This is a genomic window from Nonomuraea sp. NPDC052116, assembly GCF_040680035.1.
In the GTDB taxonomy this organism is placed as follows: Bacteria; Actinomycetota; Actinomycetes; order Streptosporangiales; family Streptosporangiaceae; genus Nonomuraea; species Nonomuraea angiospora_A.
The window spans coordinates 435,183-453,166 of sequence record NZ_JBFAWA010000003.1; the positions used below are offsets into that span (position 1 = coordinate 435,183).

The following is a 17,984-nucleotide window of genomic DNA, read 5'->3' on the forward strand; positions in this document are numbered from 1 at the left end:
CGGGTGACCGATGACATGATCCTTACCGTCGTCATGGGGTCGAGGGCGTACGGACTCGAGACGGAAGCCTCCGACACCGACCGGCGGGGCGTCTTCGTGGCGCCGACGGCCGCGTTCTGGCGGTTGGAGAAACCGGCGACGCACCGGGACGGGCCGCTGCCCGAGCAGTTCTCGTGGGAGGTCGAGCGCTTCTGCGTCCTCGCCCTCGAGGCGAACCCCACCGCGCTGGAGTGCCTGTGGTCCCCTATGGTGGAGGTGATCACGCCTGCCGGGCGGCGGCTGCGCGAGCTGCGCCGGGCGTTCCTGTCGGAACGGGCGCGGCACTCGTTCGCCGGGTACGCCGACTCGCAGTTCCGCCGGCTCGACCCGGCCGCACCCAAGTGGAAGCAGGCCATGCACATGGTCCGGCTGCTGCTCAGCGGCCTGCACCTGATCCGCCACGGGGAACCGCTGGTCCAGGTGGGACCCTATCGGGAGCGGCTGCTGGCGATCCGGCGCGGCGAGGTGCCGTGGGCGGAGGTGAACGCCTGGCGGATCGAACTGGCCGCCGAGGTGGGCGCCGCCGGCAGCGTGCTGCCGGCGGGGCCGGACCGGGAGCGGGTGGAGGAGTTCCTGGTCGGCGTGCGGAAGGAGTACCTGTGAAGCTGCCCGGATTGCTGCCCGATTGGCTGGCCGAGATCCCCGGCGAGCAGCCGTACCCGCTGGTGTTCGCGACGGTGAGCGGGGCGCACCTGTACGGGTTCCCCTCGGTGGACTCGGACGTGGACCTGCGCGGCGTGCACGTGCTGCCGGTGGAGGAGGTGGCGGGGCTGCGGCACGGGCCGCAGACGCTGGAGCGGATGTGGACGCGCGACGGCGTCGAGGTGGACCTGGTGACGCACGACCTGGCGAAGTTCTGCCGATTACTGCTGCGCCGCAACGGCTATGTGCTGGAGCAGCTGCTGTCGCCGCTGGTCGTGACGTCGTCGCCGGTGCACGAGGAGCTGGTGGCGCTGGCCCCGGGCTGCCTGACGCGCCACCACGCCCACCACTACCTGGGGTTCGCGCGGACGCAGTGGCGGCTGTTCACCAAACGCCTGGAGCTGAAGCCGCTGCTCTACACCTTCCGCGTGCTGGCCACCGGGACGCACCTCATGCGCACCGGCGAGCTGGAGGCCGACCTGACGCGCCTGTACGCGTACGGGCCCGCGTACCTGCCGGACCTGGTCGCCCGCAAGGTGGAGGCCGAGCACGTGCGCGCGCCCTCTACGCTCGGTCTGGAGGCGGACGTGGAGCGGATGACGGCGGCGCTGGAGGCGGCGCGTGACTCCTCCGACCTGCCCGAGCGCGCCACGGCGGAGGCGGCGCTGCACGACCTGGTGGTACGGGCGCGCGTGCGCGGGTGGGGCTCTCTGACGTGACGTCAGCAGGCGGGGAGCCGGTGGGCAGAGCGGACGGGCTCGAGGCCGTCGGCGGCGAGCCGGTGGGCAGGACGGACGGGCTGGAGGCCGTCGGCGAGGAGCCGGTGGACAGAGCGGACGCGCTTGAGGCCGTCGGCGGCGAGCCGGTGGGCAGGACGGACGCGCTCGGGATCGTCGGCCGGGTCCTGGCGGCTGGGTCGGGGTGCGTGGTGGTGGAGGGACCGGCGGGCATCGGCAAGAGCCGCCTGCTGGAGGAGGCCGCGGCGCGGGCGCGGGTGCGCGGGACGGCGGTGGTGCTCGGCCGCGCCACCGAGCTGGACCGGGTGGCGCCTCTGTCCACCCTCCTCCGCCCGCTCGCCTCCGATGGCGGGCCGCTCACCGCCGGAGGCGGGCCGCTGGACACGGGGTTCGGGGGTGACGGGTTCCGGGTGATCGAGCGGGTCGGCGAGGCGGTCGAGCGCTTCACGCGCTCCCGGCCGCTGGCGATCGTCCTGGACGACGTGCAATGGGCGGACGAGCTGACCTGCCTGGCGCTGCGGCAGCTCGTACCGGGGCTGGCCGGGTCCCCCGTGGTGTGGCTGCTGGGACGGCGGCCGCTGCCCCAGCAGGAGGCGGTGGACCGGCTCATCGAGGAGGGCGCTCGGCGCGTGCCGCTGCCTCCGCTCGGCCCGGAGGAGGCGGCCGAGCTGAGCGCGCGCCTGCTCGGAGCCGCACCCGGCCCGTCGGTGCTGGAGCTGGTGCGGAGCAGCGGCGGCAACCCGTTCCTGCTGGAGGAGGTGCTGACGGGGCTTCGCGCCGAGGGCCGGATCTCGGTGCGCGACGGCGTGGCCGAGGTCGTGGCGGGCGGCGCGAACCCGGTCATAGGCCCAGCGGGTGGCAGGGCGAGTGGTGCGGTGGAGTTGCCCGCCGGGTTCGTGGCGGCGGTCGAGAGGCGGCTGCGCGATCTGTCTGCCGAGGCGCGGCGGCTGCTGGAGGCAGCCGCCGCGCTGCGGCGGCCGTTCTCGGTGCACGAGGCGGCGGGGGTGCTGGGGATGACGGCGGGGGCGCTGTTCGGGCGCGTGGAGGAGGCCGTGAGGGCGGGCGCGCTCGTCGGTGAGGGGGATCGGCTGGCGTTCCGGCACGACCTCATCCGGGAGGCCGTCTACGGCGGGCTCGGCGCGCCCATCAGGACGGCGCTGCATCGGGAGGCGGCGTCCGTGCTGCGGGCCGAAGGCCGGCCGCCCGCCGAGCTGGCCGAGCACCTGAGGCACGGCGCCCGCCGGGGGGACGCGGCGGCGATCCGGGAGCTGCGGGCGGCTGCCGAGGAGATGACGGCCGCCGCCCCTTCGGCCGCCGCCGACCTGATGCTGCGCGCCCTCGAATTGGCCCACCCCCGCGACATCGCACCGGAGGCCACGCGAGGCACCGCTCCGGAGGCCACGCACGACGCCGCGCCGCTGGTGGCCGGGGCCGTGCGGTTGCTGGCTTCGGCGGGGCGGCTGGGTGAGGCCAGGGAGCTCGCCGACCGCCTCGGCGTACCGCTCACGGCGGCCGAGGAGGCGGGGGTCGCGCTCGGGCTGGCCGAGGCGCTCAAGCACATCGGCGACGACCGGGGCGTCATCCGGCGGACCGGACGGGTGCTGGACCGGCCGGGGGTGCCGGGGCGGGAGCGGGCGCGGCTGCTGGCCGTACGGGCCCACGCGCTGATGATGACCGGCGAGATCGACGCGGCCGCCGAGGCGGCGGCCGGCGCGGTCGCGGAGGGCGAGATGTTCGCCCAGGTGGTGGGGTTGCAGGCGCGATCCACCGTGGCGCTGTTCCGGGGGGACCTCGACGGCGCGCTGCGGCACGCCGAACGGTCGGTCGAGCTGGCCGACGCGGCGGGCGGTGAGGCGGCCCACCGGCATCCGCGGTTGTGGCTCGGCGCGGCGATGGTGGCGCTGGACCGGTTCGAGGAGGCCGAGAGCCTGTACGCGGTGGTCGAACGGGAGGCCGGGCGGCTGGGCACGGCGTGGGCGCTGCCGCTGCTGCACCGCTTCCGGGCCGAGCTGCTGCTGGCCTGGGGGCGGCTCGACGACGCGGCGGCCGAGGCGGAGGCGGGGCTGCGGGTGGCCGGGCAGCTCTCGGCGATGGCGCTGGCCCCGGCGCTGCTCGGCGTGCTCGGCCACGTGGCGCTCCTCCGGGACGAGACGGAGGCGGCACGTGGGTACCTGGATCGGGGCCGCGAGCTGGCCGGGGAGGGGCCCGGCCTGGTGTCCGAGGAGCTGCGGTGGCGGCGCGAGCTCCTCGGCGAGGCGGCGGGCGCCTCCGATGGAGGCCCGTCCTATGGCGGGGCCCTGGCGTACCTGATCGTGCAGGAGCCGTGGACGGCGGCGCGGTGGCGGGCGGATCCGCGCGTGGTCGCGTGCGCGCGGGACCTCGCCCGCCGCAACCCCGGCGTCACGTCCCTCGCGGCCGGGCTCGCGCACGCGGAGGGCAGGCTGGACGAGGCCGTCGAGCTGTACCGGAACGCCCCGCGGCCGCTCGGGCTGGCGGCGGCCCTGGAGGAGGCGGGGCGGCGGGAGGAGGCCTTCGAGGTCTACCGGTCGTGCGGGGCCGCGGCGGGGAGGGTGCGGCGGGGGGCGACAGGGCTTGGGTGGGCGGCGCTGACGGCCTCCGAGCTGCGTGTCGTCCGGCTCGTCGCCCGGGGCATGACGAACCGGGAGGCGGCGGCCACCCTGTTCCTGTCGCCGCACACGGTCGACAGCCACCTCCGCCACGCGTTCGCCAAGCTGGGGGTGAACAGCCGGGTGGAGCTGACCAGGCAGGTGCTGGCGCACGAGCCCGGCCAATGAGTCAGCCCGTGAGTCAGCCCGTGCGGTCGGCCTGGAGCACGGGCAGCAACTCGCGGGCGTCCTCCTCGGTGATCTCGATCCCGAGGCGCTCGCGCAGCCCCTCGGCCAGCTCCGCGGCCGTGCTCGCCGCCAGGTCCTCGGCGCGGACGCGGGCGTCGGCCGTGGTGCGCTGGGCCAGCACGTGGTGGACGAACGGCGAGCGGGGGCTGTTGGCGACGTAGAAGTTGGCCACCTCGAAGTCGCTCGGATAGTGCGGCTCGTCCGGGCGGAACGCGTACAGCTCGGCCGGGCCCGCGTGCAGCACCCGGAAGTCGCCGTCCCGGCCCAGCCGCCACTCCCACGGACCGGACCGCGCCGTCGCCCCGTCCTCGAAGGCGATCGGCACCACCAGCCCCTCACCGCCGAAGCCCACGTCGGCCAGCCACGTGCGGCCGTCCGCCTCGACGGTGAGCGTGGCGTGCGAGCGCGGCAGGTGGCGGCGGCCCAGCCGGATCCTGGCCAGGTGCCGGGTCAGGACGAAGCCGAGGCGTTCGAGCGCGGCGGCGAACAGCAGGTTCTGCTCGTGGCAGTAGCCGCCGCGCCCGCCCGTGACGAGCTTGTCCTGGAGGCTGCCCACGTCGAGGGCGATGCCCCGGCCGAGGACCACGTCGAGGTTCTCGAAGGGGATGGAGCGCACGTGCGCGAGGTGCAGCGCGCGCAGCGTCTCATATGTCGGCGCGAGCGGGCCGCCGTGTCCGATCCTGGCCAGGTACGCCTCGAGATCGAGCTTGTCGATGTCCCATGTCATGAGATCGACGATCTCGTACGCGACGGCCCGCCCGCATCACGCGTTCACGGGATTCGCCGACAGGACGAGCCTGATGGCGAAGTTGTGATAGCCGGCGCGTTCGAACGCCCTGGCCATCGGCACGTTGCCGGAGTCCGTGTCCGCCAGGATCCGCTGGACCCCGTGCTCGGCGTGGACGCGGGTGATCTCGCCGAGCAGGTCGTCCACGTACCCGTGGCCCCGGTGCTCGGGCACCACGCCGAGGTAGCCGACCACGGGCCCGCCGTCGTTGGCCGACGGCAGGGCGACCCCGACGAGGTCTCCGCTCTTGTCGTACGCCAGCCGCCACCACGACCGGTCGCCCCGCATGGACCGGTTGTCGCGGACGTCCTCGCGCGCCTGCTCCAGGGGGTCCATCGTGACCAGGGCCTGCCGGGTGTGGAAGTCGAGCGTCCCGACGGCCACCCGGCGGAACGCCTCCACGAACACCTCGTCGTCGTCATCGCCACGGAAGACGAGCCGGTCGGACGGCTCGGGGACGGGCCCGGCCGTCCATTCGTACCGGAGCCGTTCCAGCTCCTCGGTCAGCCCGGCGCGGCCGGCCGCCTCCCAGCGCCAGGCGATGGCCGCCGCGGCCTTCGGGTGGTCGCGCCAGCCGCGGGTGACGAACACGTGGTACTCGATCGCCCGCCCGTACGCCTCGTGGGCACGGCCCAGCAACTCGGCGGCCAGCCCCACGCGATCGTCCACCGACGGATGGACGTACACGCAGTCGAGCGCGAGGGGCCTGTCGCCGTCGGGGAAGCCCCACCAGACGGCGCGGGCCAGGATCTCGCCGTCGTCGGCGACGGCGAGCCAGATGCGGTCGTACCGGTAGTTGCCGCTCTCCAGGAACGAGAGCAGGCGTTCGGGATGCGCCCAGCTGATGGACTCGTCGACGACGCAGCCGAGCAGGCGGTCTAGATCGTCCTCGACCGCGGAACGGAAAAGCACAATTCCTCCGAGAAGTAGAAGCGGGCCCAGTGAGTGCCCGAAGTAGTGCCGAACATCTCAGCGCCTCCTTTCTTCCGACTTTTCGGCGTCACGGGGCACTGTAGCGGAAATATCGCGACAGGATGGGCTCGTGAGGTCCTACGACGACACCCTGCCCCTGCAGCCCCCGATCCGGCTGCCCGAGGAGGCCACGCTCGCGGCGGCCGTCCGTGCCGCTCCCCTGGCCGAGGAGCTGAAGCCGGAGGGCTCCGACGCGGAGGTCCTGACCTTCTGGGCGGGCCACTGCCGCGAACGGCTGGCCGCCGACGAGGGGCTGCTGCTGGAGCTCATCAGGATGTTCCTGTCGCGCGAGCCGCATCCGGGCGCCGTGCCCGAGGTGCTGACCGGGCTGGGCCTGGTACGCCAGGCGGAGCCGTACACGCTGAGCTGGCTCGGCCTGTGGGCGGCGCGGCTGATCATCGCGGAGACCACCGGGCAGGAGGTGCCGGTCATCGGGTCGCTCGCGGACGCCGACGCCGCCAAGCTGCTGCACGGCCTGCGCTCCTACCCGGAGGCGGAACGCGGCGAGGAGCTGGCCGGATGGCTCAAGGGCCGGGACACGGACGCGGCGGTGGCCGAGATCGCCTCGGCGCTGGCCCCGGTGAGCCCGCTCAGCCGGGCGGTCGGCGTGGAGCTGCTGTCCTCGGACTTCGGCGAGGAGGGGAAGCGTGCGCTGGCCGGGCTGCTGGAGGAGCCCGGGCTCGGGGCGGTGATCGCCACCAGGACGGAGCGCGACGACCGCCCGGCCGCCCCGGAGGAGATCGCCTGGGTGTTCGTGGACATGGCGGCGGCGCTGCTGGAGTTCGGGGGCGAGGCGGGCGAGGTGATCGAGTCGATCGCCATGGGGATGGACGCGGAGGAGCAGGCGGGGACGATCGCGATCCTGGCGTTCGGGGACCATCCGTGGACGGGGCAGGTGCTGCGCGTGCTCATCGACCACCACCCCGACGAGCGCGTCGCCGCCGCGGCCCGCAAGGCCCTTCGCCGGCTGCACGGGCTCGCGGACCTGCGCGGCTGACATGCGGCCGCCGTTCTGGAGTGCGCCGGGTGCCCGGGACGGCGGCGGGCGGCGGTAGAGTCGGCCCGGTGACGACGCATGCGATCTCCCCGCAGACCGGCATCCTGGGTGACGCGTTCGCCTGCGAGTGCGGCGCCGTGCTCGCCGGCCGGATGACGGCCGAGCTGCACGCCGCCGAGAACGGCCTGTGCTCGGTCTGCCTCGGATCCGGCCAGGAGGAGATGGCGCCCGGGCTGACGCACGGCTGCACGGCGTGCGCGGCCACCGGGGGCCGCCAGGAGCAGGTCATCTGGCAGCTCGCCTACGCCGAGGCCGAACACCTCATCACGATCGCCGTCGTACGCGGGATCGTCGCGAACTTCGACGGGCCGTTCCACCTGTCGGAGGCCGCCGACGCGGTGCGGGCCGGGATGGGGCTGCCCGCCGGACGGCTGCCGGTCGGCCCGCGGGTGCGCGACCTGCTGCTGGAGATGCAGGCCGCCGGCGAGATCACCATGCTGTCGGCGCCGGACGAGATGATCGGCTCGGACATGGTCCTCTACCGCGACCCCCAGTGGCAGCGGGCCCGCACCCTGGGCCTGTGACCCGCCCGGCGCGTGCCGGGGACGCGCCCCACGGCGCCGGGGGTCGTCAGGCGCGGCAGATGATCTCGCCGTGGACGATGGAGATCCAGCCGTCCTCGGCCTCCGCCCACTTCAGCCACCCCTGCGAGATCCGCCGCAGGTCGGCCTCCGTGGCCGCGCCGGTCGACAGGGCCTGCTCGGCCATGGCGGAGCCCAGGATGCGGTCCGCCCACATCCCGCCCCACCAGGCCCGGTCCTCCGGCGTGGCGAAGCACCACGTCGAGGAGGTGGCGGTGACGTCGGTGAAGCCCGCCGCCCTGGCCCAGGACAGCAGCCGCCGCCCCGCGTCCGGCTCGCCGCCGTTCGCCCGCGCGAGCCTCTGGTACAGCGCCATCCACTCGTCCAGCTCCGGCAGCAGCGGATACCAGGCGAACGCCGCGTAGTCGCTGTCGCGCGCCGCCACGTACCCGGTCGGCTTGGTCACCCGGCGCATCTCCCGCAGCGCCCGCACCGGGTCGCCGACGTGCTGCAGCACCTGGTGCGCGTGGACCACGCAGAACGTGTCGTCGGGGAAGTCGAGGGCGTGCGCGTCCGCGACGGCGAAGTCGACGTTGTCCAGCCCCCTGGCGGTGATCTCGGCCCTGGACAGCTCGAGCGCCTCCTCGGTCACCTCCGACGCCGTCAGGTGGCCGACCAGGCCCGCCAGGTCGGCGGCGATCGTGCCGGGGCCACTGCCCACGTCCAGCACCTTCATGTGCGGCTTGAGGTGGGGCAGCAGGTACGCGGCCGAGTTCTCGGCGGTGCGCCAGCGGTGCGAGCGCAGCACGGACTCATGGTGGCCATGCGTGTACACGGCGTTCATCGGCAAACTCCTTCGTTTCCGCTCCGACGCCGATCACTCTAGCGGTTGTCTCACCATCCAAGAAGAAACGTCTTGTATATCGAGACGGCGAAGAGCCCGTAAACTTTGTTGCGAAACGTTCGCAAATTCGGAGAGAGGCGTTGGTCGTGGGAGAGGTCCGGCCGATCGTGCACGTCGGAGACCCGGTGCTGCATCACCCGTGCGAGCCGGTCACCCGGTTCGACGACGCGCTGGCGGCGCTGGTGGAGGACATGTTCGCGAGCATGTACGCGGCGGAGGGCGTGGGCCTGGCCGCCAACCAGATCGGCGTGGCCCTGCGCGTGTTCGTCTACGACTGCCCGGACGCGGACGGGGAGCACCACAAGGGCGTCGTCGTCAACCCCACCCTGGAGCTCCCCGAGGTGGGCGAGCGCCATCTCGACGCGGACGACGAGGGCTGCCTGTCGGTGCCCGGCCAGTACGCGCCGCTCCCCCGGCCCGACCACGCCACCGTGCACGGGTTCGACGCCGCCGGGGAGCCCGTCACGGTCGAGGGGACGGGGCTGCTGGCCCGCTGCCTCCAGCACGAGACCGACCATCTCGACGGCTACCTGTACATCGACCGCCTTCCCGCCAAACGCCGCAAGCGGGTGCTGGCCGCCTACGAGGAGGCCCGTTCCACTATCGCGGACAAAGCACCGCTATAGTGGAGGAATGGAAGGCGAAGGGGTCCTGTCGAGCGGCCTGTCGATGGCCGAGCTCGGGCTGCGGATCCGCACGGAGCGGCGGGCGCGCGGGCTGACCGTCGAGCGGCTGGCCACGCTCAGCGGCATCAGCCGGAGCATGGTCTCGGAGGTCGAGCGGGGCGCCAAGACCCCGACGGTGCTGGTGCTCGACCGGCTGGCCACGGCGCTCGGCACGTCGATCGCCCGGCTGCTCGACGAGCCGGCGCACTCGGCGATGCGCGTGCTGCGCCACGCCGGGCAGCGGGTCCTGCGCGACCCGTCCGGCTGGGAGCGCCGCGTGTTGTCGCCGGTGCTCGGGGACGTGGAGTTCGAGTTCATGCGGACGACCCTCGGGCCCGGCGTGGACGCGGGCGAGTTCGCGCCGCACGCGCCGGGGTCGCGGGAATACCTCGCGGTCGAGCGCGGCAGCCTGCGGCTGACGATCAACGGCAGGCCGTACGAGCTGGCGGAAGGCGACTCGGCCTACTACCCCGGCGACTGCCGCCACGCCTTCGCCAACGACGGCGCCGACGACTGCGTCTACTACCTCGCCATGGAGCTGGGCGGCGCCGGACAGCACGATCCCTGGAAGGAGCCCTCCGATGGCTGAACTCCACCCGACCGACGTGGCCGCGGCGGCGGCGATCGCCGCCGAGCACCTGGCGGGCCTCGGCGAGCGGCCCGTGTGGCGGCCCGTGCCGGAGGCCGAGCGGGCCTGGCTGAGCGGTCAGGAGCTGCCCGAGCGCGGGCGGCCCCTCGGCGAGCTGCTCGAGGACGCCCGTACGCACGTGCTGCCGTACCCCATGGGCAACGGCCACCCCCGCTTCTTCGGCTGGGTGAACTCCCCGCCCAACCCCGCGGGCGTGCTCGTCGAGCCGCTGGCCGCCGCCTTCAACCCGAGCTGCGCCGGCGGCGACCACGCGGGCCCGCACCTGGAGCGCGCGGTGGTGCGATGGCTGGCCGAGCTGGTCGGCTTCCCGCACCCGCCGGGCGGCGGGCTGCTGACCAGCGGCGCCTCCATGGCCACCGTGATCTGCCTGGCCACCGCCCGCCAGCGGGCCGCGCTCGCCGACGGGTGGGACGCCCGCGAGGAGGGCCTGTCCGGGCGGCCGCCCATGGTCATGTACGTCACCGAGGAGGGCCACAGCTGCCTGCACAAGGCCGCCCAGCTCCTCGGCCTCGGATCGCGGCAGGTCCGCGTGGTCCCGGTGGACGGCGCGTACCGGATGGACGTGGGCGCGCTCCGCACCATGGTCGAGGAGGACCTGCGGGCGGGCCTGCGGCCGTTCTGCGTGGCGGGCAGCGCGGGCACCGTCAACTCCGGCGCGGTCGACCCGCTCGACGAGATCGCCGACGTGGCCGCCGAGCACGGGCTCTGGTTCCACGTGGACGGCGCGTACGGCGCGCTCGGCGTCCTGGCTGACGGCGCCGCGCCGCACTACGCGGGGCTGGAGCGGGCCGACTCGCTGGCCCTCGACCCGCACAAGTGGCTCGGCGTCCCGGTGGGCTGCGGCTGCGCCCTGCTGCGCGACCCGGGGGCCGCTCGGGCCGCGTTCAGCCTGGTGCCGTCGTACCTGATCGACGACAACGCGGGCGATCTGGGGTGGTTCTCCGAGTACGGACCCGAGCAGACCCGCCCGTTCCGCGCGCTGAAGACCTGGGCCACGCTGTCGCACCTGGGCCGCTCCGGCGTCGAGCGCCTGGTGAACCACACGACCGGACTGGCCCGCACGCTCGCCGCCATGGTCGAGGAGGCCGCCGACTTCGAGCTGCTGGCACCCGCCACCACCTCGATCACCGCCTTCCGCTACCGGTCCGGCCCCGATGACCTGGATGCCCTCAACCGGGCGATCCCGGGCGCGGTTCAGGCGCGCGGGAACGCGTTCATCACCGGCACCCGGCTGGGCGGCCGCGACGCGCTGCGCGCCTGCTTCCTGCACCCGGACACCACCGAGCGGGACCTGACCGTCCTGCTGGAGGAGATCCGCCTGGCGGCCAAGACGTTCTAGCCGAACGCAGAGACCCGGCAAAGGCCGGTGAGCCGCGCATCCACCCGGGTAGGGGGTCGGGGACCGATCAGGCAGGAGGATCCCCATGGCCGACACCGTGGCAGAGGTCATGACGTCCCACCCGGCGGCGGTCGAGGCCGACCAGCCGGTGTCCGTCGCGGCCGCGCTGATGCGCGACCACGACACCGGCGCCGTGATCGTCAACGAGAACGGCCGGATCCAGGGCATCATCACCGACCGCGACATCGCCGTCCGCGTCGTGGCGGCCGAGAAGTCCTCCCAGACGCCGGTACGCGAGGCGTGCAGCCCGTACGTCGAGGCCATCGACCCCGACACCACCATCGACCAGGCGGTGCGGATCATGCGCTCGCACGCCGTCCGCCGCCTGCCGGTGCTGGAGGACGGCCGCGCGGTCGGCATCGTCAGCCTCGGCGACCTGGCCCTGGAGCGCGACCCGCACTCGGCGCTCGCCGACATTTCGGCCGCGGAGGGCAACCAGTAACGTTTGCCCCGTGTTCACAGTCGACGATGTACGGCAGTTCGCCCGCACGCTCCCCCGCTCGTCGGAGCACCTCATCCGGGACCGGGTCAAGTTCCGCGTAGGCAAGATCGTCTACGTGGCGTTCTCGCGTGACGAGACGCTGATGGGCTTCGGCTTCCCGAAGGAGGAGCGCGCCGCGCTGGTGGCGGCCGAGCCGGACAAGTTCCTCATGCCCGGAGAGTCCGACCTGCGCTTCAACTGGGTGGTGGCGCGCATGGACGCGCTCGACCCGGCCGAGATGCGGGAGCTGGTCCTGGAGGCGTGGCGGATGTGCGTGCCGAAGAAGGTACGCCTGGAACAGCAGGCCCAGGCCCGGTGACGGGCCCGCGGCAGCTCAGCGGGGTCGCACGCCCGCGGCCATCGCCTTCACCTCGGCGGTCGTCACCGGCTTCCCGCCGACGCCCCAGTCTCCGCTCTTGACCTCCTCCACGATGACCAGGGTCAGCGGGCGCAGGTTCTCGCCCTCGATGGCGACCATCACGTCGGTCAGCTTCTCCACCATCTCGGCCTTCTGAGCGGCGCTGAACACGCCCTCGATGACCTTCACGTTGATGAGCGGCATGGCTTCCCCCCTCCAGCGGACCTGCCCCCGCACCTAAGGGGCAAACCCGGCCGGCCGCCGGCGCAGCCAGTGCAGCGACGCCTTGCCCAGCGCGGTGGCCATGTCGATCAGGTGGCGATCGGCGCCCGGCCCGGCGCCGGCCGCCGGTGGCGTGCGGCATGCCCGCCATCAGGGGAGGCTGCGGTACAGGTCGCCCGTCAGCTTGGTGACGCGGGTGACCGAGGAGGCCCAGGTGCCGCCCGCCGGGTGCGCCGTCAGCACCGCCATGACGTACCGCTCGTTCTTGCCCACCAGCCCCGTCGTGTGCAGCACCGGGCGGCCGTAGTCGGGCACGCCCGAGCCGGTGGCGCGCTGGGCGATCCACGAGATGGGCGCCCCGACCGCCCGGGCGCCGGAGCACCGCGTGGGCGGCGTGTCGCCGAACCCCGACCAGCCCTGCTTGACCGCCCACGGCCGGGGCACCGCGCCGGGGATGCCGAACGTCTGGTCGAAACCGTCGGTCCCGCACGGCGTGGACTGCCGCAGGTGCCCCAGGATCGTGTCGCGGACCCTGGGCTCGGCCCTGTCGAGCAGGTAGCGGTACGTGCGCACGATGTCGTACGCGCTCAGCGAGGTGTAGCCCCAGAAGCCGGGCTTGGAGGCGGGCGGCGGCGCGGTGTCGGACAGGCCGAGCCTGCGCGCCATCCGCACGATGATCTGCCCCTTTCCGGCGCGGTCCCAGAACGCCGAGGCCGCGTCGTCGTCGCTGGAGCGCAGCATGATCTTCAGCAGCCGCGCGTCGGCGGCCGGCACGCTCTTGCGCCGCTCCAGGTAGTCGATCGCGATGAGGATCTTGACGACCGAGGCCGAGCGGAACTTCCGGTGCGCGTTACGCGTGGCCACGAACTTGCCCGCCTGCCGGTCGAACACCAGCCACGACGCCGTGGTGCCCGCGGGCACCCGCGGGGCCGCCTGGGCGGGCGTGGCGAGCCCGACGACAAGGGGGACGGCCGCCATCGCGGCGGCCAGGGGCTTGCTTCGCATTCGCCTATACCTACCAAGCCTTGACCCAGCCAACAAAGCGGGTATAAACAAAGATGAAACCAACCCGAAACGGCGGTGAACCAACATCATGTACGCCGAGGAGCGGCACCAGGAGATCCTGCGGAGGGCGCGCGCCGCGGGCCGCGTCGACGTGGTGACGCTGGCCGCCGAGCTCGACGTGACCACCGAGACGATCCGCCGCGACCTGACGTCGCTGGAGCGGGCGGGCGTGCTGCGCCGGGTGCACGGGGGCGCGATCCCCGTCGAGCGCCTCGGGTTCGAGCCCGCGCTGGCCGCCCGCGACGAGGTGATGACGGCCGAGAAGGAGCGCATCGCCAAGGCCGCGCTGACCGAGCTGCCCGAGGACGGTTCCGTGATCATCGACGCGGGCACCACGACGGGCCGGCTGGTCAAGGTGCTGCCCGCCGACCGCGAGCTCACCGTCGTGGTGAACTCGCCGCCACTGGCCACCGCCCTGGCCGCCCGCCCCAACCTGCACGTGATCATGCTGGGCGGCCGGGTGCGCGGCAAGACGCTCGCCACGGTCGACGACTGGGCGCTGCGCCCGCTGGCCGACCTCAACGTGGACGTGGCCTTCATGGCGGCCAACGGCTGCTCGCTCGCCAGGGGCCTGACCACGCCCGACCCGGCCGAGGCGGCGATCAAGCGGGCCATGGTCAAGGCCGCCCAGCGCAGCGTGCTGCTGGCCGACCACACGAAGTTCACGAACACGTACCTGGCCAGGTTCGCCGGCCTGGACGAGATCGACGTGCTCGTCACCGACACCGGACTGGACGTCGCCCTCGCCGCCGACCTGGCGGCGGCGGGCCCGGAGGTGATCCGGGCATGATCCTCACCCTGACCCTGAACCCCAGCCTCGACCGCACCATCGAGATCGCCGCGCTCGACCGCGGCGCCGTCATCCGGGCCGCCGCCGCGCACCTCGACCCGGGCGGCAAGGGCGTCAACGTCTCACGGGCCCTGCTGGCCAACGCCGTGGCGAGCCGGGCGGTGGTGCCGTTCGGCGGCGACGAGGGCAGGCAGCTCGTACGGCTCCTCGCGGCCGAGGGGCTCGACATGGTCACCGTCCCGGTGGCCGGCCCGACCAGGTCGAACGTCACGCTGGCCGAGCCCGACGGCACCATCACCAAGATCAACGAGCCCGGCACGGCGCTGTCGGCCGAGGAGCTGGACACGATCGCCGACGCCGTGCTCGACGCCGCCCACGAGGCCGACTGGGTGGTCGCCTCGGGCAGCCTGCCGCCCGAGGTCCCGGCCGACGTCTACGCCCGGCTGTGCCGCAGGTTCGCCGGGGCGGGCATCCACATGGCCGTCGACACCAGCGGCCCGGCGCTGGCCTGCGCGCTCGGCGCCGCCCCCGCGCTGGTCAAGCCGAACCTCGAGGAGCTGTCCGCCGCCACCGGCATGCTCATCCGCCGCCTGGGCGACGTGGTCGAGGCGGCCGGCAAGCTGCGGGCCGCGGGCGCGCGTACCGTGCTGGCCAGCCTGGGGGCCGACGGCGCCGTCCTCGTCGAGGAGCAGGGCATCTGGTACGGCGAGGCCGCCGTCACCGAGCCGCGCAGCTCCGTCGGCGCCGGGGACGCCATGCTGGCCGGTTTCCTGGCCGGCGGCGGGCGCGGCCCCGACGCGCTGGCGCGGGCGCTGGCCTGGGGCGCCGCGGCGGTCCGCCTGCCCGGCAGCCGCATGCCCGGCCCCGCCGACATCGACCCTGTCGTCGTCGCCGTCCACCCGCCCGACCCGTCCCGCCCCCTCACCTCCCCCCTTGTCCCGCACAGCGGCTGATCAACTGCTCATCCCCCCGAAGGAGCAAGTCCATGGCCGACAGTTACACTCCCCCGGTCACCGGAACCGGTGTCAAGGCCACCATCCAGCGCATCGGCGGCCACCTGGCCGGCATGATCATGCCGAACATCGGCGCGTTCATCGCCTGGGGCCTGATCACCGCGCTGTTCATCCCGACCGGCTGGCTGCCCAACGAGACGCTCGCGAAGATGGTCGGCCCGATCATCTCGACCCTGCTGCCGATCCTCATCGCCTACACCGGCGGCCGGATGGTGCACGGGCAGCGCGGCGCGGTCGTGGGCGCGGTGGCGGTGATGGGCGTCGTGGTGGGCACGGACTCTCCGATGTTCCTCGGCGCCATGATCATCGGCCCCCTCACCGCCTTGATCCTGAAATATGTGGACAAGTTCACGGAGCAGCGGACCAAGGCCGGCTTCGAGATGCTCGTGGACAACTTCTCCGCCGGCATCGTGGGCGGCGCGATGGCCGTGGTCGGGATGTTCGGCATCGGCCCGATCGTCCAGACGGTCACCACGGCCGCGGGCAACGCGGTGAGCTGGCTCATCGGCCACAACCTGCTCCCCGTCGCCTCGGTGCTGATCGAGCCGGCCAAGGTGCTGTTCCTGAACAACGCCATCAACCACGGCGTGCTCGGCCCGCTCGGCGTCGCCCAGGCGGCGGAGACGGGCAAGTCGATCCTGTTCATGCTGGAGTCGAACCCGGGGCCCGGCCTCGGGCTGCTGCTGGCGTACCTGCTGTTCGGCCCGCGCGAGCTGCGCCCGAGCACGCCCGCCGCCATGATCATCCACTTCTTCGGCGGCATCCACGAGATCTACTTCCCGTACGTGCTCATGAAGCCCCGCCTCATCCTCGCGGTCATCGCGGGCGGCGCGGCCGGCGTGTTCACGTTCATGGTCACCGGGGCTGGCCTGGTCGCCACGCCGTCTCCGGGCAGCATCTTCGCCTACATCGCGGTCACGCCGAAGGGCGGTTGGCTCGGCTCCAGCCTGGGGATCCTCGTGGCCACGGGCGTGTCGTTCGCCGTCGCCGCGATCCTGCTCGGCTTCGGCCGGGGCGAGAAGAAGGACGAGTCCGCGGACTCGCAGGAAACCGTCACCGAACCCGCCACCGCACCCGCCAACAAGGAGGCCTGAGCCATGGCCGGCATCGACAGCAAGGACATCCACAAGATCATCGTGGCCTGCGACGCGGGCATGGGCAGCAGCGTGATGCTCGCCTCCACGCTGCGCAAGCAGCTCAAGGACACCGGCGTCAGCGTCGAGCACACCCCCGTCAACTCCATCCCCGACGACGCCGACGTGGTCCTGTGCCACGCCGGGCTGGCCGCCCGCGCCAGGGCCGCCGCCCCCGGGAAGGTCCTGGTCTCGTTCCAGATCTTCCTCGGCGACCCGGCGGTGACCCGGCTGGTCAACACCATCAAGAACGGCGGCACGGTCGATGCGTGACGGCCTGCTCGACCCGCGGGCCGTGCTGCTGCACGAGAGCGCCCCCGACCGCGCCGCGGCCATCCGCCGGTGCGGGCGGGCGCTGGTCGAGGTGGGGGCGGTCGCGGAGCCGTACGTCGAGGCGATGCTCGAACGCGAGCGGACGATCTCCACGTACGTCGGCGAGGGCGTGGCCATCCCCCACGGGACCAACGCCTCCAAGGAGGACGTCAAGCGCGACGCCATCTGCGTGGTGCGCTTCCCCGGCGGCATCGACTGGGACGGCGAGCAGGTCACGCTCTGCGTCGGCATCGCGGCCAAGGACGACGGGCACGTGCCGCTGCTGGCGGCGCTGGCCGAGATCCTGCTCGACCCCGACCGCGCCAGGACGCTGCGCGAGGCCACCGAAGTCTCACAAGTGATGAAGGAGCTCACAGCGTGAAAGTCGCCAGATTCCATGCTCCCGGCGACATCCGGATCGAGGACGCGCCGGAGCCCGTCGCCGGGCCCGGCGAGCTGAAGATCCGCGTACGGAACTGCTCGACGTGCGGCACGGACGCCAAGATCCTCAAGTTCGGGCACCACCACATCAGGCCGCCGCGTGTGATGGGCCACGAGATCGCCGGCGAGGTCGTGGACACGGGCGAGCGGGTGCAGGTGATCGCCGCGATCCCGTGCGGCGCCTGCCCGGAGTGCCTGCGCGGCCGCCTGACCGTCTGCCCGAACCAGGAGTCGATGGGCTACCACTACGACGGCGGCTTCGCCGAGTACATGGTGATCCCGGCCAAGGTGCTGGCCGTGAACGGCGTCAACGCCATCCCGCCGGGCGTCGGCTTCGCCGAGGCGTCGGTGGCCGAGCCTCTCGCCTGCGTGCTCAACGGGCAGTCGCTGGCGCGCGTGGGGGCGGGCGACGACGTGGTGGTGATGGGCGCGGGCCCGATCGGCTGCCTGCACGTACGCCTCGCGCGGGCCCGCGGCGCCGCCCGCGTCTTCCTCGTGGACGTCAACCCGCAGCGCCTGGCGATGGCCGCCGAGCTGGTACGTCCGGACGCGGCGATCGACGCGGACCCGGTCGAGCAGGTGTTCAAGCTGACCGGCGGGCGCGGCGCCGACGTGGTGATCACGGCGGCGGCCTCGGGTGCGGCGCAGGAGCAGGCGGTACGGATGGCGGCCCGGCAGGGGCGCATCAGCTTCTTCGGCGGCCTGCCCAAGGACGACCCGCTCGTCACCCTGGACTCCAACCTCGTGCACTACCGCGAGCTGACCATCGTCGGCGCGAACGGCTCCAGCCCGGCCCACAACGCCGAGGCGCTGCGGCTCGTAGCCTCGGGGGACGTGGTGGTGTCCGACCTCATCACCCACCGGCTGCCGCTGCCCCGGGTGCTCGACGGGATCGACCTCGTCAGCAGGGGCGCGGCCATCAAGGTCACTATTGAGCCCTAG

The 17,984-nt window shown here is 73.4% G+C and carries 21 protein-coding genes; 16 read left to right on the forward strand and 5 right to left on the reverse strand.

The window, feature by feature from the left end:
* The first annotated feature begins 3 nt into the window (after positions 1-3).
* The 3 genes from AB0L65_RS07605 to AB0L65_RS07615 are packed head-to-tail and all read left to right on the forward strand — an operon-like array spanning position 4 to position 4,213.
* Positions 4-642 carry a nucleotidyltransferase domain-containing protein gene (locus AB0L65_RS07605; RefSeq protein ID WP_364241578.1) on the forward strand — a complete coding sequence of 213 codons (639 nt, stop codon included), beginning with the start codon at positions 4-6 and terminating at the stop codon, positions 640-642.
* Complete coding sequence (locus AB0L65_RS07610) at positions 639-1,400, forward strand: nucleotidyltransferase domain-containing protein (RefSeq protein ID WP_364241580.1); 762 nt, start codon at positions 639-641, stop codon at positions 1,398-1,400. Before AB0L65_RS07605 ends, AB0L65_RS07610 begins: the two co-directional genes overlap by 4 nt.
* Positions 1,397-4,213 carry an AAA family ATPase gene (locus AB0L65_RS07615; RefSeq protein ID WP_364241582.1) on the forward strand — a complete coding sequence of 939 codons (2,817 nt, stop codon included), beginning with the start codon at positions 1,397-1,399 and terminating at the stop codon, positions 4,211-4,213. Before AB0L65_RS07610 ends, AB0L65_RS07615 begins: the two co-directional genes overlap by 4 nt.
* A 13-nt stretch (positions 4,214-4,226) precedes the next feature.
* On the opposite strand, the gene AB0L65_RS07620 is transcribed toward AB0L65_RS07615, so the two are convergent.
* Together AB0L65_RS07620 and AB0L65_RS07625 are read right to left on the reverse strand one after the other, a co-directional pair.
* The gene (locus tag AB0L65_RS07620; RefSeq protein ID WP_364241585.1) at positions 4,227-5,000 is read right to left on the reverse strand and encodes an arylamine N-acetyltransferase; all 774 of its coding nucleotides are present in this window, start codon (positions 4,998-5,000) and stop codon (positions 4,227-4,229) included.
* 36 nt (positions 5,001-5,036) lie between these two features.
* A complete protein-coding gene (locus tag AB0L65_RS07625; protein ID WP_364241588.1) occupies positions 5,037-5,972 on the reverse strand; it encodes a GNAT family N-acetyltransferase in 936 nt (311 codons plus the stop codon).
* Between the two features lie 130 nt (positions 5,973-6,102).
* On the opposite strand from AB0L65_RS07625, the gene AB0L65_RS07630 reads away from it, so the two are divergent.
* Together AB0L65_RS07630 and AB0L65_RS07635 are read left to right on the forward strand one after the other, a co-directional pair.
* Positions 6,103-7,029, forward strand: coding sequence for a hypothetical protein (locus AB0L65_RS07630; protein ID WP_364241590.1), 927 nt, complete (start codon positions 6,103-6,105; stop codon positions 7,027-7,029).
* 68 nt (positions 7,030-7,097) lie between these two features.
* A complete protein-coding gene (locus AB0L65_RS07635; RefSeq protein WP_364241593.1) occupies positions 7,098-7,613 on the forward strand; it encodes a hypothetical protein in 516 nt (171 codons plus the stop codon).
* Positions 7,614-7,659: 46 nt separating this feature from the next.
* Here the strand turns inward: AB0L65_RS07635 and AB0L65_RS07640 are convergent, their stop codons facing one another.
* On the reverse strand, positions 7,660-8,454 hold the full coding sequence (locus tag AB0L65_RS07640) for a methyltransferase domain-containing protein (protein WP_364241595.1): 795 nt from the start codon (positions 8,452-8,454) through the stop codon (positions 7,660-7,662).
* A gap of 146 nt (positions 8,455-8,600) precedes the next feature.
* Here AB0L65_RS07640 and def point away from each other — a divergent pair, with 146 nt between their 5' ends.
* From def to AB0L65_RS07665, 5 genes are all read left to right on the forward strand, one after another.
* The gene (def, locus tag AB0L65_RS07645; RefSeq protein WP_364241597.1) at positions 8,601-9,140 is read left to right on the forward strand and encodes a peptide deformylase; all 540 of its coding nucleotides are present in this window, start codon (positions 8,601-8,603) and stop codon (positions 9,138-9,140) included.
* Between the two features lie 7 nt (positions 9,141-9,147).
* On the forward strand, positions 9,148-9,768 hold the full coding sequence (locus AB0L65_RS07650; protein ID WP_364241599.1) for an XRE family transcriptional regulator: 621 nt from the start codon (positions 9,148-9,150) through the stop codon (positions 9,766-9,768).
* Positions 9,761-11,167: a pyridoxal-dependent decarboxylase gene (locus AB0L65_RS07655; RefSeq protein ID WP_364241602.1), complete on the forward strand. Its 1,407-nt coding sequence runs from the start codon at positions 9,761-9,763 to the stop codon at positions 11,165-11,167. The genes AB0L65_RS07650 and AB0L65_RS07655 overlap by 8 nt, the downstream gene beginning before the upstream one ends.
* Before the next feature lie 85 nt (positions 11,168-11,252).
* Positions 11,253-11,669 (forward strand): CBS domain-containing protein, encoded by a 417-nt coding sequence (locus tag AB0L65_RS07660; protein ID WP_350734769.1) that lies wholly within the window; start codon positions 11,253-11,255, stop codon positions 11,667-11,669.
* A 10-nt stretch (positions 11,670-11,679) separates the two neighbouring features.
* Entirely contained in the window at positions 11,680-12,027 is a 348-nt protein-coding gene (locus AB0L65_RS07665) for an MmcQ/YjbR family DNA-binding protein (protein ID WP_364241605.1), read from the forward strand.
* A 15-nt stretch (positions 12,028-12,042) separates the two neighbouring features.
* Here AB0L65_RS07665 and AB0L65_RS07670 read toward each other — a convergent pair whose 3' ends face one another.
* Together AB0L65_RS07670 and AB0L65_RS07675 are read right to left on the reverse strand one after the other, a co-directional pair.
* Positions 12,043-12,270: a 4-oxalocrotonate tautomerase family protein gene (locus tag AB0L65_RS07670; protein WP_364241608.1), complete on the reverse strand. Its 228-nt coding sequence runs from the start codon at positions 12,268-12,270 to the stop codon at positions 12,043-12,045.
* Between the two features lie 168 nt (positions 12,271-12,438).
* Positions 12,439-13,293, reverse strand: a complete 855-nt coding sequence (locus tag AB0L65_RS07675) for a hypothetical protein (protein WP_364241611.1) — start codon at positions 13,291-13,293, stop codon at positions 12,439-12,441.
* 88 nt (positions 13,294-13,381) lie between these two features.
* On the opposite strand from AB0L65_RS07675, the gene AB0L65_RS07680 reads away from it, so the two are divergent.
* The 6 genes from AB0L65_RS07680 to AB0L65_RS07705 are packed head-to-tail and all read left to right on the forward strand — an operon-like array spanning position 13,382 to position 17,984.
* The gene (locus AB0L65_RS07680) at positions 13,382-14,143 is read left to right on the forward strand and encodes a DeoR/GlpR family DNA-binding transcription regulator (RefSeq protein WP_364241613.1); all 762 of its coding nucleotides are present in this window, start codon (positions 13,382-13,384) and stop codon (positions 14,141-14,143) included.
* Positions 14,140-15,096, forward strand: a complete 957-nt coding sequence (gene pfkB, locus AB0L65_RS07685; RefSeq protein ID WP_364241615.1) for a 1-phosphofructokinase — start codon at positions 14,140-14,142, stop codon at positions 15,094-15,096. The genes AB0L65_RS07680 and pfkB overlap by 4 nt, the downstream gene beginning before the upstream one ends.
* A 32-nt stretch (positions 15,097-15,128) precedes the next feature.
* Complete coding sequence (locus tag AB0L65_RS07690; protein ID WP_364241617.1) at positions 15,129-16,250, forward strand: PTS mannitol transporter subunit IICB; 1,122 nt, start codon at positions 15,129-15,131, stop codon at positions 16,248-16,250.
* A gap of 3 nt (positions 16,251-16,253) precedes the next feature.
* Positions 16,254-16,562, forward strand: coding sequence for a PTS lactose transporter subunit IIB (locus AB0L65_RS07695; protein ID WP_225963163.1), 309 nt, complete (start codon positions 16,254-16,256; stop codon positions 16,560-16,562).
* Positions 16,555-16,983, forward strand: coding sequence for a PTS sugar transporter subunit IIA (locus AB0L65_RS07700; RefSeq protein ID WP_364241620.1), 429 nt, complete (start codon positions 16,555-16,557; stop codon positions 16,981-16,983). The genes AB0L65_RS07695 and AB0L65_RS07700 overlap by 8 nt, the downstream gene beginning before the upstream one ends.
* Positions 16,980-17,984 (forward strand): zinc-dependent dehydrogenase, encoded by a 1,005-nt coding sequence (locus tag AB0L65_RS07705; RefSeq protein ID WP_350734785.1) that lies wholly within the window; start codon positions 16,980-16,982, stop codon positions 17,982-17,984. The genes AB0L65_RS07700 and AB0L65_RS07705 overlap by 4 nt, the downstream gene beginning before the upstream one ends.